We start from the raw sequence: 14,998 nt of genomic DNA, 5'->3' as shown, positions 1-14,998 counted from the left end.
CCCAGGCACCACCCGCACCCCCATGCACGACCCACAGACCCACCAATTCCTCGCCGGCCTGCAACCCATCGGCCGCATGGGCGAGATCACCGACACCGTCGACGCCGTCACCTACCTGGAGAACGCGCCGTTCGTCACCGGCGAAATCCTCCACGTCGACGGCGGCATGAGCGCCGGCCACTGACCATGGACTTTGGGGTCTCCACGTTCGTGACCGATGAAGGTATCCGCCCCGACGTACTGGGAGAGGCGCTTGAGGAGCGCGGGTTCGACTCGCTGTTCCTGGCCGAGCACTCGCACATCCCGGTGAGCAGGAAGAGCCCCCACCCCCGTTACGACAGCCTTCCGCGCTGGTACTACCGCACGCTGGACCCGTTCGTCGCGCTCACGGCGGCCGCGGTGAACACGTCGAACCTGGTGCTGGGCACGGGCATCGCGCTGCTCGTCCAGCGTGACGTGATCTACACGGCCAAGGAGGTCGCCTCACTCGACGTGGTGTCGCGCGGACGGGTGGCGTTCGGCGTCGGTGTGGGCTGGAACCGCGAGGAGACGGAGAACCACGGCATCGACCCGCGCACCCGCGGTGAGCGGATCGATGAGCAGATCGAGGCGCTCAAGGCGATCTGGACGCAGGAGCAGGCCGAGTACCACGGCAAGCACGTGGACTTCGACCCGATCTTCGCGTGGCCCAAGCCTGTGCAGACCCCGCACCCACCGATCTACGTCGGCGGCGGGAGTCCGGCCGCGCTGCGCCGGCTCGCCCGCCACGGTGACGCCTGGCTGCCAACCCAGCAGACCTCCGCCGACGAGATCCGCCGCGTCCGCGACTGGCTCGCCGAGCACGGTCGCACCGCGGTGCCGTTCAGCGTGTTCGGCGACGGATCCGCCGACGCCGACGCGATCAAGCGCTTCGCCGAAGCCGGCGTGGAGCGCTACACGTTCCTGCTGCCCACGCTGCCCGAGGCCGAGACGCTCACCGCACTCGACGACCTTGCTCGGCTGGCGGCAGATCACCGGTGAACCGCGGCTCGATGAGCGCATGTGGTTCGGGACCTTCAGTTCGCCGCGGACGAGGGCATCCGGCCCGACGCGTTGTTCGTCGGGGAGCGCTCGCACATCCTGCCGACCGGCAGTCTCCGTGCCCGGCTGGTGGTGAGCTACCGCGGATGTACTACGGGTGTTCGACCCGTTCTTGGCGCTCGCGGCCGCGGCCTCGGTCACCTCGACGTTGCCACTGGGCGATCGGGTCGCCCTTCTCGCGCGGCGCGACACGATTGCCCTGCGCGGCGAAGTCGCTCCCCTGTGCGCACCCCGGTGCACGACCCGCAGATCCACGAGTTCCTCGCCGGCCTGCAGCCCGTCGGCCGCACGGGCGAGATCACCGACATAGTCGAGGCGGTCATCTACCTGGAGAACGCGCCGTTCGCACCGGCGAGATCTACTGGTGAGGACTGCGCGCTCCCTCAGCGACGTATTTCTTCGCCAGGTCGATCAACGCTTCGGGAGACGTGAGGGAAACCTGGCGGGGCGGGCCCTCTACCCGGGCCCTGGGCACGAGGTCGAGCAGGCCGCCATCGGCTCGCCATTCGACGTCGGCCAGGTCGCACCACCGGGTGCGCAGCCACTCTCCCGGTCGGTCGCCGGCCCGGTGGTACAGGGCCGCCGATGTTGCGACGGCAGTGACCGGTGCGGTGGGTCCCGCCGCGACGAGAAGGAGGCGTTCTCCCTCTTCGAACATGGCTCGGACAGGCGCCAATGCCGCGCGAACGGCAATACCGCTGACGTACCACCGGATCCCGTATGCCACCGCACTGGCTGCGAACATGACCGCGACCACCAGCAGCCAACGAGCGAGGTAGGGCTCTTGCGTTTGACCGGTGGCCGCCTGATACGCGATCGCGCCCTGCTCGATGATGCCCGGCAGGAACAACAAGAACGTGAGCGCGGTGCCGAGGACCGGAATGCGGATGTAGTTCAGCGCGGGCACCCGTGGCGGCGCTGAACTGCGCCGATGTCTGCGCACGGCGCTCAGCACGGACGTGGACGAAATGTCCAGCAGCGCGTACACCGGGAACAAGACGAGGTCGTGGGCCAGGACGGCCGCGAGGAACCAGGTCAGCGCCAACGGCCAGAGGCGGTCGGTCACTTCGTGCGTTGCGGCGAAGCCGGCCAGCGCGAAGCAGACGACAAGTACCAGCAGGTGCAAGGGGTTCTCGCCGTAGAACCCGCGGATGCGGGACAGGACGGTACGCATCGTCAGCGGCTCCTGAACTCGATGGAGCGGACCCACTTGGTGCAGTGCACCCCCGGCAGGGCCGGCACGATGACCCGGGCCGGGAAGCCGTGGTCCAGTGACAAGTCGGTGCCGTTGACCCGCAAGGCCAGCAAGGCGTCGGGGTCCAGCACCTGGTTGCCCTGCAGCGTGGCACGGCCGAACGAGCCGGTGTCGAAGGACACGACCATCGCCCGCTCCGGATCCGGCACGCCCGCCGCCGCAGCAAGGTCGCGAAGGCGAATCCCCGACCAGTCCTGCGTCGCGGACCACCCTTCCACACAGGCGATCGGCAGCGTGGCGGCGTGCTGGGGCATCGCGAGGAGCTGCGCGCGGTCGAACTGAACGGGACGTGGACCGCCCAGCAGCGACAACCGCCACGACGGGCCGGTGTCCCTGGCTGTGATCTGCGCGGCGGCGGCGGTCTTGTTGACCTGGAAGTCGTTGGGCCCGTCACCGTAGGACCGCCCGCGCGGCAACAGCAACGCCCAGCTTCGGGTGAACCCGCCGATGGTCTGCCCGGCGGTGAGTACACCGACCAGCAGCGCCCCACCACCGACGAGCCCCAGCGCGCCCCTGCGGCTGATCGTCGCCGCTTTGGGCGCGATGGCGACCAGATCGCTGTCGACGGATTCAGGCCGGGTCTCGCCGCGAGACGTGCGCAGTTCCGTCCGCAACGACCTCGAACGCAGCGCCCTGCCCATCTTCGGCAACTTGATCACGACGTGGGAGACGAATGCCCCGATGAACACCCACGCCCCGACGTAGTGCGCGCGGTAGAAGCTGAACCCGAAGATGTAGTCGTACTGGATGTTCAGCACACCCGTGGCGATCTCGAACAGGATGCCACCGACCAGCAGCACCAGCGACAACCGCTCCAGCAGCTGGGCGATCGACCGCGACGGCGGCCACGCGAACAGCTTCGGCACCACCGACCAAAGCTTCGCCAGCACCACCGGGATCATCACGAGACCGAGGCCGACATGCAGGCCCTCGGTCAGCCGGAACAACCACGACGGCCGGGTCGGCCAGTCGAAGAACGGCAGGTGCAGCCAGCCGACATCGACGGGGAACGCCTGCCTGAACTGGGGGCCGTAGGCGATGTAGTCCAGCAGCCCCGTGAGGATCACCACCGGCAGCATCGCCAGCAGCACCGCACCGAAGACCGATGTCAGCCACGGCCCACGCAGCGGACTGCGCCACGCGCGAGTCCGGCCGAGACCAGGCGGCCGGCGCTTTCCGACGGCCCGCCAGAAGGCCGCGGGGAAGCCATACTCGACATCCTCTCCAGACGGCTCGGTCGCGAACCGGTCGACTTCGCGAGAGCCCGGAGGATGAGGCGAGCCATTTGCCATGAACGACAGGCAGAGGCGTCACACCGCCGCCGCCTGCACCTCCCTCGTTGGATTGAGCTGATCACCGGTTTCCGACATCGATCACCCTCGGCGGGCCTTGGCGCTGTCCGGTGCACTCGACAGCGAAACCTCACCGATCAGGTGCGAACAGTGGGTCGGAACACCTTGTTCATCTGGTGCCCCAGGCTCTGGGCGAGCTTGTACCGCTGATCCACCGTGTCCGCGGCTCTTCCCCGCCACCCCGCAAGCGCCCCACGCCCTTCGCCGGCGTGCTCAATGAGCTCATGCCACATTGGTGGCACAGACCCACCCCCGTCTTACCCCGTGTAGACGGCTCGGTTGCTGACCGAAGCTTGGCAACCACCGACGCCTCCGGTCTTCGCGCCTCTGCGCTTCGGGTTCTCGTCCGTGCGTTGGTGGAGAGCGGCGGGGACTCACCCAGGACCGGAAGATGCATGAAACTCGGCTCGCTACCTCGCCCACGGGGCTCGTCAACCTCCTCCTCGAGGCTGGGACGCCAGCAGAAGGGGCCGCACCGCGCGCCGAGCTGGCCGAGATCCGCAGTTGGTCGCGTCAGTGGACGCCTTCCTGTTGGGGCGGCGGACCTACGAACTGTCCGCGGGTCATCGGCCGCATATCGCCGATGAGAAGGATCCGTTCGCGACCAGGCTCGAGCGCCGGCCTGGCCGTGAACGCCAGATCCATGGCACGCGACGCTCGTCCGCTCGCTGATGCCGTACGACTTGATCGATGAGGACCGACTGTATTTCCACCCGGTCATCCTGGGAGCGGGCCAGCGCTTCTTCAGCCAGGGGACTGTGCCAACGGCCCTCAAGCTCGTAGACACCAAGACAACCAGTGGCGGCGTCGTGCTCACACCGTCCGACCGGCAGGCAAGCCGACATACACCTCGGTGTGCTCGAACGAGACAGTGCCGCCGTGAGGGACTCTGCAGGCGGCCGGCCAGGCATGTAGCCGACTGCGTGCGCACCACACCGGCCATCACGAAGTCCGGCTGGAGTACTGGGGAGAGAGTTTTTGCGCGGGTGTAGTTGTCGGTGACTGGGCCTACGTTTCCCAGTGCGCGGGCGTCAAATACGACACGCAGGAGCTTCCCGCGACTGTCGAGGGCTCGACAATGTCACTCGAGCACTCTCGGCTGTCGGCGCATCGCTCGGCGACGTGGTGCGACGAATGGTCATCGTCCCGGCCGTCGAGCACGCAGCGGCAGCCCGCTGGGCGCACCCCAGTACTTGGTCGAGATCGAGGTGACGGCGTACCGCGGTATCGGTGCGGCCGAAACCGAGAACATCACGATCTAATCAGTCATGCGCCCCAGCACGTATGGGCGGGGTTACTCACCGGCCGCTGGCCAGTCGTACCAGTGTTGAGGGTGTCCGGCGTATTGGCGTGACCGCTCTTCAGTGGATAGTCCGCGCAGGAAAATCAAAGCTGACGACGCCGACGTCACAGTCGCCAAGACCGAAGCCGAGGACCTCTGGGACGCGCTGAACTCCCCCGACCGAACTGGCAACGTCGTCTGCGAGATCAAGGCTCAAGACGCCGCGTCAGCGCCGGGGGCCACCGACACGGCCGCGGGCCGAAGACCTTTTCGATGAACATGTTCGCCTCGGCCACCCCCGCCGGCGCGAGCGCGTTGATCTGGTGGTCGGTGCTCTGGTCTCGGGTGGACACCCGGGCCCACCCGAACCGCATGCGATGAGTCTCCAATCCCCGAGGCCCTAAGGAGAACGTCGATTTCGATACACGAAATTGGAACCCAGGCGACCTGGCGACCCCGCGCCGTGCACATGGGTTCCGAAAACGATCGTTTTAGAGATCCTTAGGTCGGCGAGTGCGTACTCCGTGGTCACGGGAAGGGTCAGCGGCAGCCGCGTCGCGGCTGCGCGGAGGCCAGTGGTCCGACCCTGGAATCTGAAAGGGGCCCCGTCACCGGAATTCCGGTGACGGGCATTGCTTCGAGCGGACCTACTGGTACTGGCCGACGTCGTAGCTCTGATCGTCCTGGAACATCAGTCGCTTCATCGCATCTCCCTTTCGCAGAGGGCCCGCAAGGTCCGCGCGGGCCGGCCGATGAGGCGCTGGACTGTGTCGGTGAGGCGGTCCTCCGCCCCTTCGGCAATGGCACGGTCCAGACCGGCCAGGATGGCGGCGAACTCCACCGGGACCAGCGCTGTGAGGCGGTCGCGCAACTGCTCGTAGGACAGCTTGCGATGAACGACTGGTCGGCCGGTGACCTCGGTGAGGATCGTGGCGACATCGTCGTAGCTGAGGGCTTCAGGTCCGGTGAGGACGAGGTCGGTATTGGGGGCGTGTTCGTCGGTCAGGGCGTGGACGGCGACGGCGGCGATGTCCTCGGCGTCGACGAAGCCGACCCGGCCGCTGTCGGTCGCGGTCCAGATGATGCCGTCCTCACGGATGCTGAGGGCGTGCGCGTGCGTGTCGGTGAAGTTCTGCATGAACCATGAGGGCCGCAGCACCGCCCACTGTTGGAACAGATCGGGCAGGGCCTGGTGCACCGTGCCCACCGCCGGGCCACCCTCGGGTATGGCCGAGGAGCTCAGCAGCACTGCGCGCTGCACGCCGGCAGTGCGGGCCCGATGGAGGAAAGGCAGCATGACCACCGCCGGGTCGGACTCGCCGACAGGCGGTATGAGGTAGACACGATCGACTCCGTCGAGGGCGGCAGCGTGGGTGGCGGGGTCGTACCAGTCGAACAGGACCGGCTCAGCGCCGGGGATCGAGGTGGCCCGACGGCTGGCCGCCTTGACACGGTGACCGCCGGCCATCAGCCGCGCGGCGGTGCGGCTGCCGGTGGTGCCCGTGGCGCCGATGACCAAAGTGGTGCCAGTCGCGGTCACCGGCTGCTCCCGGCGAAGTCGGCGCCGGGTTCGATGACGGCGAGAGGGTTCCAGTAGTCACGGTAGGAGGCGATACGCCCGTCCTGAACCGTGACGACGGCGATGTAGGTCATGTCGAAGGGAGCGTCGGTCTCCACCAGACGGCCGACGCCACGCATCTCGACCACGATGGTCCCCGGATCGGTGGTCTGATGAATGCACAGGTCAGGGAAGTCGTGCAGATCGATGTGATCTGGGTAGTGCCGCATATAGGCGGCGATAGCCTCTTTGCCCTCCAGCCGCTCGGGCCAGCCCGGAGGGGCGAAGGGGAACTCCGCGACGCCGTCCTCGGCCCACAGGTCGACCCAGCCGGGAATGTTCTTGTCCAGCAGCAGTCGCAGGCTGTGGCGGTACAGATCCGCCGGAGAGGTGTGTGCGGACAGGGTATCCTCCATCTCGAAATATCCGGACCATGGGTCCGGAATTCGATGATACGGACCCGGGGTCCGCATCGCAATGGAGGAACCGCGTGCCCGAGCGCAAGCCCCGCAAGGACGCTGTCCGTAACCGGATGGCCGTCCTCGCGGCCGCCGACGTCCTCTTCGCTCGCTGCGAGAGCCCGGAGGACGTCACCATGGCCGACGTCGCGGCTGCGGCCGGCGTCGGCAAAGGAACGCTTTTCCGTGCCTTCAGCGACCGCACCGGGCTGATCCGCGCGCTGTACGAGGTCCGGCTCGAACCGATCATGGACGCCGTCGAAGCGGGTCCGCCGCCTCTGGGGCCCGCCACCCCACCACTTCAGCGCATACCCGCCCTGCTCGACGCCATCCTGAGCTTCAAACTCGATAACCGCCCTCTCGCGCTGGCCCTGGAGGAAACCGGGAGCGCCAGCCCTTACCAGGCAGGGCATTACGAGCGATGGCACAGCCTGCTCCGAGTCATGCTGGAGCAGATTCCCGGCCTGGCCAACAGCGACTTCACTGCCCATGCGCTACTCGCGGCCACCCGAGCCGACCTCGTCGAACACCTGGCCGGTCAAGAGTGCGTCCCGCGTGAACGAATGCGGACGCAACTAGCGAGCTTCACGACCAGAGTCCTGGGGCCCCCGCCGGCTACAGAAGGGTTGACCGCCGCGGACTGATCAAAGGGTCGGGCAGGCGCCTCGGCGCACGGACTTCTTACAAGGACCTCGCTCAGCGGTACGCGGCTTTCGCCGGTGCTCGGGTCGACGAAGCCGACCTCGAAGCCCTCGCGCGCCCGCAACCCTGCCTGGCACATGTCCGTCGCCCTCCGTCCGTGCGATAGGCAGGTCTTGGCAGGCCCGGTGCCAGCTTCAGCAAGACAGGACAGCGGTGATCGCGACGCGCCGGCCTGTTTTCCCGGCTCGCGCCCGTACGACGAGGGCGCGCCCGACGAGCGACGGCACCGGAGAGGTAATCGTGATCAGCTCTGTTTCGACGAGTACGTCCAGGCCCACGAGGGTGTGCCGTCAGCGCACGCGTGGTTGGCGGAAACCTCCGGGTGCCGCGATCATCGACCGAAACCACTCACTGGGCAACCCTTTCACTGTCGCCGCCGCGCTGGCCGCCGGTGACGTCGACAGCGCAGACGAGGCGCCGATGGTCTGCCGCGAGCAGTACAGGCGGTGGATCACCGGAGCAGTTCCCAACCAGCCAGACGTGCTGGGATGCGGCCGCCGCACCGTCGATCGGCGGTGAGGTCGCGCGGGCGACGCGGTCGCGACCGAAGCCAACCGGAGGCTCGCGATCGCCGACGCCCCGATCCGCCTCACCGGCTCCCCCGCCGTGCACAGCTCGCTGGACACCGTCGAGGACCCGGACGCGATCCTGTGCCGCACGAACGGCGGCGCCATCGCCGAAATCCTCACCCTGCTCGCCGCGGCGGCTGGCCGAGGCGGCGCGCGACCTGCAGGCGGGCCGCCGCGCTACCCACCGGGAGCTGCTGTTGTTTGCCACCTGGGGCGAGGTACAGGAGCACGCCGAGGGGGATCCCGACGGGCGCGACCTGTTGCCCTTTGTCGAGGTCATCGACGAGCACGGCGTCGACGTCGACCTGGAGACTCTGTCGCGGCTCACCACCGAGGCTCACGCCGAGGTCACCGTCTCCACCGCCCACGCCGCGAAAGGCCGCGAGTGGTCGGCCGTGCGCATCGCCGACGACTTCCCCGAACCGGTCGACCCCGAGAACACCACCCTCGACGGCGACCCGATCCCGGCCGAGATCGAACCGGCCGAAGCCCGCCTCGCCTACGTCGCGGTCACCCGCGCCCGCCACCGCCTCGACCTCGGCGGGCTGTCCTGGATCAACCAGCACCCCGACGGCAACTCCACCGACCCGGGGCTGCTCGCGGCATGACCAGACCAGTCCGCCGGCGGCCGCGCGCCTGGCCGGATCGACCCGGGCGCAGGGTGGCCCACAGCGCGCGGGGTTCCCACCAGGTTCAGAGCTTGCGGGCGACGCCGCCGGCGAAGAGCCGTTGGGCGACGTTGAGCGGCTTGAGCCGTGGCCCGTCCGGCCACCAGTTCACCAGCTCGACCAGGCCCGGCGGCACGAGCTCGAGGTTGTCGAACAGCTCCGTGATCTCGGCGCGCGTGCGGGCGGTGGCTCCGCCGAGGGAGCCGGTGCGCACCGCCTCCTCGAGGTTGCGCATCGCCTCGGTGTCCTCGCCCTCGGGGTCGAGGATGTGGGTGAGCGCCACGTAGGAACCGGACGGCAGCGCCTCGATGTACTCGTGCATCACCTCGGCCGGGCGGTGCCGCTCACCCTTGTGGTGGTGCAGCGTCGCCATCTGGAACAGGGCGATCGGCTCGCTCCAGTCGAGGTGACCCCGCACCACTTCGTCGTCGAGGATGCTGCGCGGGTCGAAGATGTCGCCCCTGATGAAGCGGGTGAACTGGTTCTCTTCCAGCAGTGCCCGGCCGTGCGCGACCACCAGCTCGTCGTTGTCCACGTACACGACCTTCGACTCCGGCGCGATCCGCTGCACCACCTGGTGCGTGTTCTCCGCGGTCGGCAACCCCGAACCACAGTCGAGGTACTGCAGGACACCGGTCTGGCTCGCGATGAACCGGCACACGCGAATGAGGAACGCACGGTTCTCGACCGCGAGATCGACCACGTCAGGCATCGCCGCGGTCAGCTCCCGCACGACCTGCCGGTCGACCTCGTAGTTGTCCTTACCACCCAGCAACGCGTCGTACACCCTCGCGACGCTCGCCCGATTCGGGTCAACCCCCACCGGTGCGTTCGGGTCCTGCCGCGTGGCGTCCGATGACATCGCTGCCTCCAGTTGGTCGTGTCGAGAGTCATACCGAGCGTAGCGACCCCCGGCGGATCACCGAACCTGGCTCAGCCGCGGCCAGGCACGACCGCCGCCGATGACCGGGCCACAGTGTTCACCATGATCAGGTAGATGAGTTCTGGGGAATCGATGATTCAGGGGGCCTGATAAGAATCTTTCACGTAGTGACACTCTCGACCATCGCCAGCTTGCTGATCGTGGGCGCGTCCGACTTCGGCTGCTTCAGCGGGCGCGGATACACGCCACGCCCGGACAGACTGGGGCGAAGGCGTGGTTGTGCACAGCCGCCGGACTCACTATCACCATCGACGCCGCCGGCAACACACCGGCACAAGGAATCGTGCCAATTCCGCCGACGGTGCCTCCACGAGCAGACGGTCGAGTACGCGGGCTCGACGACTATGACACCTGGTGCGAGAACGGGAGCGTCTGCGACCGCACAATCAGCGACAACATCGGAGAGACGAAGGGCAACGCCGCGTACGGCAACTCCAGCGGAGCGATCGGCAGCTTCGACGTGGTGTTGCGCACCAACCTCAACGGGCGTCAAGCGCAGTGGCGGGTCACATCGATCCACGACACCGGCCCTTCGCTGCAGTTCTCCGATGCACAGGTGAACTGCTGGGAAGAGGTCAACCTGTCACCCGACAACAGTTGCGGCGTATACGGCGCCGGGTCCCCTGCGGTCAGCGCCCGGTGGGACAGCGGCATCCTCTACAGCAATCGACTCAACCACTCGAATGAATACTACGGGGCTGTGAACGGGAGCTTCACGCCGGCAGGTTATCCGGCGTATCCTCTGGGAACGTTGGAGGGCGCGTATTTCAACTGCTCTGCAAAACGACAACTGTTACTATCCGTGACGCACCGTCGGATCGACCAGACGCCGGACCAGTGAGCGTCGGTCGAACTGATTAGCGATGGTTTGAGATGGCACCGCCGCCGAGCTGCCACATTTCGTAGTTGCCGCATTCCGCCGTGATCTCGGCCGCCGCCTGGGCCGCGGTGAAGAAGTCGTCGACCACAGGTGAGAGATGTGATGCCGCCACGGCGAGGCATACCTGGTCTGGCGCCAGATCCGGGACGGGCACGTAGGTGACGTCCGGATGCGTGTAGAAGACGGTCGCCGATCGCGCCAGGAACGAGATGCCCCGGCCGGCGGCGACGTGCTCGAGCGTTTCGTCCACGCCGCGAACCAGGTACCCGGCGTTGAGGTGCGGGCGCTTGGTGGGCTGCGTGCTCGCGTCGGCGGACCACAGCAACGGCTCGCCGGCCAGGTCGGCCTCGGTGACTTCTTCCTTGCCGGCCAGCCGGTGGCCGGCGGGCAGGACCACGACCCGCGGCTCGGTGTAGAGTGGAACGACGCGCAGGCCGGCCTCGTCGATGGGCAGCCGCACGTAGCCGATGTCGATGCGGCCGTCGAGCAGCATCCCGGCTTGCTCGTCGGCTTCGATGCGTTGCACGTCGACCATTACCTCCGGGTGCCGGATGGCGAACTGTTGGATCGCCGGGGCGACCGCGATTCCGGCCCGGAAGCCAACCATCATCCGCTGGTTTCCCCGCGCGGCGGCGGTCACTCGGCGGCGGGTTGCGTCGGCGGAGGCCAGCAACAGGGTGGCGTCGGTCAGCAGTTGCCTGCCGGCCTCGGTCAGCGCCACCCCGTGGCTGTCCCTGGTGAACAGCGCGGCACCGAGATCCTTTTCGAGCGCGCGGATCTGCCGGCTCAGCACCGGCTGCGCGATGTGCAGCGCTTCGGCGGCTCGGCCGAAGTGCAGCGTGTCGGCGACCGCGGCGAAATAGCGCACCTTGCGCAGGTCCAGATCCATCGGGGCTCCCAGGGCCGGCAATGCCACCAGGGTATCGCCGCGGCGCAAAGAGGTCTTGGACATCAACTCCGACCGGTGGCGACCATGGATGTCGAGAGCGGCCACCTGATTTCCACTCCAGAAAGCAGCACATCATGAGCAGCATCAGCATCATCGGGCTCGGGGGCATGGCCCGCGCCATCGCCACCCGCGCGGTCCAGAGCGGCAACACCGTCGAGGTCATCGGCCGCGACGCGGCCAAGGCCGGCGCCCTGGCCGCCGAGCTCGGCGGCAGCGCGACAGCCGGAGCATTCGGCGCCACTCCAGCCGGTGACATCGTGGTCTGCGCGGTGCCCTACGCCAGCGCCGCGCGGGTCCTCGCCCAGTTCGGTGACGCACTGGCCGACAAGATCGTGATCGACATCTCCAACACCTTCAACGCCGATGCCACCGGGGTACTCACCCCCGCGGGCACCTCCGGCGCGGAGGAGATCGCCAAGGCCGTTCCGGCCGGCGCGCACGTCGTGAAAGCGTTCAACACCGTCTTCGGCCACGTTCTGGCCCAGGGCGGCCGGCTGGACGTGTTCATCGCAGGCGACGACGCGGACGCCAAGAAACGCGTGTCGACCTTCATCGAGAGCCTCGGTCTGCGCCCGCTGGATGCCGGCGATCTCGCCGCGGCGCGTTGGCTGGAGGCGGTCGGTCCGCTGCTGATAGGCCTGGCCAACCATGGCGCCGGATTCAACATCAGCCTCGGCGTCACGATCGCGGACTGAACACCCACTCTCGTAAGGACACATTGTGCGAGTTTTCGTTACCGGCGGGACCGGCCACACCGGTTCCTACGTCATCCCCGAGCTCATCGCCGCCGGGCACGATGTCACCGGCCTGGCCCGCTCGGACACGGCTGCGGCCGCGTTGTCCGCGCTCGGCGCGACGGTGCGTCGCGGCGACCTCGAGGATCTCGACGGGCTGAAGGAGGCAGCCACGGACTCCGACGGCGTCATCCACGTCGCGCACCGACAGGACCTGCTCCCCACCGGCGGAATCGACGCCGTGGCCGCCGCGGAGGTCCCGATCATGCTCGCCTACGGCGAAGCGCTCGCGGGAACCGGCAAGCCGTTGGTCGCGGCAGGCAGCATCGGCTCGCCCGGGAACCTGGGCCGGCCGGCCACCGAGCAGGACCCGGCCCTGCCCGGCGGCGAGGAGCACGCGGGCACTCTGCGGGCTCGCAACGTGGTGGAGACCACCGTCATCGCCCTGGCCGAGCACGGAGTGCGGTCGTCGATCGTGCGCATCGCCAACATCGCGCACAGCACGAGCGATCAAGCCGGCTTCCTCCAGCAGCTGATCGCGCTCGCGAGGGAAAAAGGGGTCGTCGGCTACCCCGGAGACGGCGCCAACCAGTGGAACGCCGTGCACGCCCGCGATGCCGCCTCCGTGTTCCGCCTGGCGTGGGAAAGAGGCCCGGCCGGCAGCTACTGGCACGCGGTCGCGGACGGCGCGATCCCGCTGCGCGACATTGCCGAGGCCATCGGCAGCCGACTCGGCCTGCCCGTCGTGAGCATCCCCGCCGACGTCCTGATGGTGCCGGGCTACTTCGGGTTCCTCGCCAACATCGTCACGCAGAGCTACCCGGCGTCCAACCTCATCACCCGCCAGACCCTCGGCTGGGAACCCGCCCAGCCCGGCCTACTAGAGGGTCTGGACAACGGCCACTACTTCCCCGCCAACTGAGGACAGGAAACCCCGTGACAACTGTGGGACTCATCGGAAGCGGACACATCGGCACCACCGTCGCGCAGCTCGCCGTCGAGGCCGGCCACCAGGTGGTGCTCAGCAACTCACGCGGCCCCGAAACGCTCACGGACACGGTCGCGCAACTGGGGCCGCGAGCGGCCGCAGCGACGAGCGAGCAGGCCGCGGCGGCCGGTGACATCATCGTGGTCACCGTGCCGGTCAAGGCGTTCCCCAACCTGCCCGCCGCGGCATTGGCCGGAAAGACGATCATCGACACCTGCAACTACGGCCCCGAGCGTGACGGGCACATCCCGGAGCTCGATAGCAACGCGCTCACCTCAAGCGAACTGCTGCTGCGATACCTCCCGGACGCCATGCTCGTGAAGGCGTTCAACAACATCTACTACCAGCACCTGCTTTCACTCGCTCGCCCGGCAGGGGCGGCCGACCGCTCGTACCTGCCGATCGCCGGTGATTCCGAGCGGGCGAAGGCGGCGGTGAGCGGGTTCATCGATTCCCTCGGATACCACGTCGTGGACGCGGGACCGCTGGCCGACAGCTGGCGGCAGGCGACCGGCACTCCGGTCTGGGGGATCCCCTACGGGCCGTACTCGAACGAGAAGGGCCAGCCGGTCAGCGAAGACGCCATCCGCGCGGCCCTGGCCACCGCGACGCGGTAACCGCAAGGTGGGGGCCGCCGCGGACAGCGTCTGGTCCACAAAGGACAGCAAGCCTTGGCCCAGCCCCTGCGACCAGACCGTCTCAGTGCCCGACGCGCGCAAGCGCAGCAGCCGTCGCTGACGTTGAGCAGCTGATCGTGGAACGCGCGAGCCGCATGGCAGCCCAGGAACAATCCGGCCTCGCCGAACTCGGTGCCGTCTTCCGGGCGACGAGGCGTGATCGGGCCGTCATTGGTCTCCCGCCCGAACGGGAGCAGACGCGGTGGTTTCGCGGTCATCGGTGGGCTGCCGAGGAGATGACGCAGGGATGGCGTTGTCGATGAGGACGGCGGCGATGCCGGCGGCGGTGGGGAAGCATTCGCTGTCGAGGACCCGGGTGCGGGCGGAGGCGCCATCGATGAGCAGGGCGAGCTGTTCGCCGAGTTGTTCGGGGTTGGTGGCGCCTGCTTCGCGGGCGGTTTCGGCGAGCCGCGCGGCGATGGCCTTCTTGTAGTCGCGTGCGCATTCGGATGCCGGGTGATGCGGGTCGTGGAGTTCGACGGCTGCCCCGATGTAGGGGCACAGCGGGGTGGATGCCGGCACATCGAAGACGGCGAGGAGTCGTTCGCGGGGTGTGAGGTCGGTGCGGTCGAAGACCCCGGGTAAGACGTCGGGATCGAAGCGGCGCAGGTATTCGGCGACCACTTCGTCCTTGCCGGCGAAGTGCTGGTAGGCCGTGCGCTTCGACACCTGGGCCACCGCGCAGAGCTGGTCCATACCGGTGCGGTTGATGCCCTGTTCGCGGAACAGTTGCTGTGACGCGCCGAGGATCCGCTCGCGCGCGCCCCTGCCCCGGCGGCGGCCTTGGGGCCCCTTCTCCAACTCCGTCATGCCGCCAGCATAGCCGAGTTGGGTACCGACCGGTGTACATAACTTGCCCTCCGGCCGGTCACCCGATACGTTAAGCACACAGGGCGGTGTACA

16 protein-coding genes and 1 pseudogene are annotated in these 14,998 nt (G+C 68.1%); 10 read left to right on the top strand and 7 right to left on the bottom strand.

Features of this window, described 5'->3' with window-relative positions:
• Positions 1 to 184: SDR family oxidoreductase (locus ACIA77_RS50225; protein ID WP_395893331.1), on the top strand; the 184-nt coding region annotated here is incomplete at its 5' end.
• A gap of 2 nt (positions 185 to 186) precedes the next feature.
• Positions 187 to 1,020 (top strand): LLM class F420-dependent oxidoreductase, encoded by an 834-nt coding sequence (locus tag ACIA77_RS50220; RefSeq protein ID WP_395893330.1) that lies wholly within the window; start codon positions 187 to 189, stop codon positions 1,018 to 1,020.
• A gap of 418 nt (positions 1,021 to 1,438) precedes the next feature.
• On the opposite strand, the gene ACIA77_RS50215 is transcribed toward ACIA77_RS50220, so the two are convergent.
• Complete coding sequence (locus tag ACIA77_RS50215; RefSeq protein WP_395893329.1) at positions 1,439 to 2,254, bottom strand: hypothetical protein; 816 nt, start codon at positions 2,252 to 2,254, stop codon at positions 1,439 to 1,441.
• A gap of 2 nt (positions 2,255 to 2,256) precedes the next feature.
• Positions 2,257 to 3,426: a molybdopterin-dependent oxidoreductase gene (locus tag ACIA77_RS50210; protein ID WP_395893328.1), complete on the bottom strand. Its 1,170-nt coding sequence runs from the start codon at positions 3,424 to 3,426 to the stop codon at positions 2,257 to 2,259.
• 923 nt (positions 3,427 to 4,349) lie between these two features.
• On the opposite strand from ACIA77_RS50210, the pseudogene ACIA77_RS50205 reads away from it, so the two are divergent.
• A pseudogene (locus ACIA77_RS50205) lies at positions 4,350 to 4,679 on the top strand (dihydrofolate reductase family protein); the annotation flags it as partial.
• Between the two features lie 990 nt (positions 4,680 to 5,669).
• On the opposite strand, the gene ACIA77_RS50200 reads toward ACIA77_RS50205, so the two are convergent.
• Complete coding sequence (locus tag ACIA77_RS50200; protein WP_395893327.1) at positions 5,670 to 6,509, bottom strand: NAD(P)H-binding protein; 840 nt, start codon at positions 6,507 to 6,509, stop codon at positions 5,670 to 5,672.
• On the bottom strand, positions 6,506 to 6,943 hold the full coding sequence (locus ACIA77_RS50195; RefSeq protein WP_395893326.1) for a nuclear transport factor 2 family protein: 438 nt from the start codon (positions 6,941 to 6,943) through the stop codon (positions 6,506 to 6,508). Before ACIA77_RS50195 ends, ACIA77_RS50200 begins: the two co-directional genes overlap by 4 nt.
• Positions 6,944 to 7,017: 74 nt before the next feature.
• Between ACIA77_RS50195 and ACIA77_RS50190 the strand changes: the two genes are divergently transcribed.
• The 3 genes from ACIA77_RS50190 to ACIA77_RS50180 all read left to right on the top strand — a co-directional run bounded on the left by ACIA77_RS50190 (position 7,018) and on the right by ACIA77_RS50180 (position 8,864).
• The gene (locus ACIA77_RS50190; RefSeq protein WP_395893325.1) at positions 7,018 to 7,629 is read left to right on the top strand and encodes a TetR/AcrR family transcriptional regulator; all 612 of its coding nucleotides are present in this window, start codon (positions 7,018 to 7,020) and stop codon (positions 7,627 to 7,629) included.
• A gap of 211 nt (positions 7,630 to 7,840) precedes the next feature.
• A complete protein-coding gene (locus ACIA77_RS50185) occupies positions 7,841 to 8,206 on the top strand; it encodes a DUF4326 domain-containing protein (RefSeq protein WP_395893324.1) in 366 nt (121 codons plus the stop codon).
• A gap of 247 nt (positions 8,207 to 8,453) precedes the next feature.
• Positions 8,454 to 8,864 carry a 3'-5' exonuclease gene (locus tag ACIA77_RS50180; RefSeq protein ID WP_395893323.1) on the top strand — a complete coding sequence of 137 codons (411 nt, stop codon included), beginning with the start codon at positions 8,454 to 8,456 and terminating at the stop codon, positions 8,862 to 8,864.
• Between the two features lie 85 nt (positions 8,865 to 8,949).
• On the opposite strand, the gene ACIA77_RS50175 is transcribed toward ACIA77_RS50180, so the two are convergent.
• The gene (locus ACIA77_RS50175; protein WP_395893334.1) at positions 8,950 to 9,747 is read right to left on the bottom strand and encodes an SAM-dependent methyltransferase; all 798 of its coding nucleotides are present in this window, start codon (positions 9,745 to 9,747) and stop codon (positions 8,950 to 8,952) included.
• Positions 9,748 to 10,084: 337 nt separating this feature from the next.
• On the opposite strand from ACIA77_RS50175, the gene ACIA77_RS50170 reads away from it, so the two are divergent.
• Positions 10,085 to 10,708: a hypothetical protein gene (locus ACIA77_RS50170; RefSeq protein ID WP_395893322.1), complete on the top strand. Its 624-nt coding sequence runs from the start codon at positions 10,085 to 10,087 to the stop codon at positions 10,706 to 10,708.
• A gap of 16 nt (positions 10,709 to 10,724) precedes the next feature.
• On the opposite strand, the gene ACIA77_RS50165 is transcribed toward ACIA77_RS50170, so the two are convergent.
• A complete protein-coding gene (locus ACIA77_RS50165; protein ID WP_395893333.1) occupies positions 10,725 to 11,636 on the bottom strand; it encodes a LysR family transcriptional regulator in 912 nt (303 codons plus the stop codon).
• A 134-nt stretch (positions 11,637 to 11,770) separates the two neighbouring features.
• Here ACIA77_RS50165 and ACIA77_RS50160 point away from each other — a divergent pair, with 134 nt between their 5' ends.
• Genes ACIA77_RS50160 through ACIA77_RS50150 form a run of 3 tightly spaced genes read left to right on the top strand, consistent with a single transcriptional unit; the run spans position 11,771 to position 14,035 of the window.
• Entirely contained in the window at positions 11,771 to 12,391 is a 621-nt protein-coding gene (locus tag ACIA77_RS50160; RefSeq protein WP_395893321.1) for an NADPH-dependent F420 reductase, read from the top strand.
• Between the two features lie 25 nt (positions 12,392 to 12,416).
• Positions 12,417 to 13,352: an SDR family oxidoreductase gene (locus ACIA77_RS50155; RefSeq protein ID WP_395893320.1), complete on the top strand. Its 936-nt coding sequence runs from the start codon at positions 12,417 to 12,419 to the stop codon at positions 13,350 to 13,352.
• A gap of 14 nt (positions 13,353 to 13,366) precedes the next feature.
• Positions 13,367 to 14,035 (top strand): NADPH-dependent F420 reductase, encoded by a 669-nt coding sequence (locus tag ACIA77_RS50150; RefSeq protein ID WP_395893319.1) that lies wholly within the window; start codon positions 13,367 to 13,369, stop codon positions 14,033 to 14,035.
• A gap of 228 nt (positions 14,036 to 14,263) precedes the next feature.
• On the opposite strand, the gene ACIA77_RS50145 is transcribed toward ACIA77_RS50150, so the two are convergent.
• A complete protein-coding gene (locus ACIA77_RS50145; RefSeq protein WP_395893317.1) occupies positions 14,264 to 14,905 on the bottom strand; it encodes a TetR/AcrR family transcriptional regulator in 642 nt (213 codons plus the stop codon).
• Between the last annotated feature and the right edge of the window lie 93 nt (positions 14,906 to 14,998).

Source organism: Amycolatopsis sp. NPDC051903, assembly GCF_044452505.1.
GTDB lineage: Bacteria > Actinomycetota > Actinomycetes > Mycobacteriales > Pseudonocardiaceae > Amycolatopsis.
This window is presented reverse-complemented; position numbering and strand designations above follow the sequence as displayed.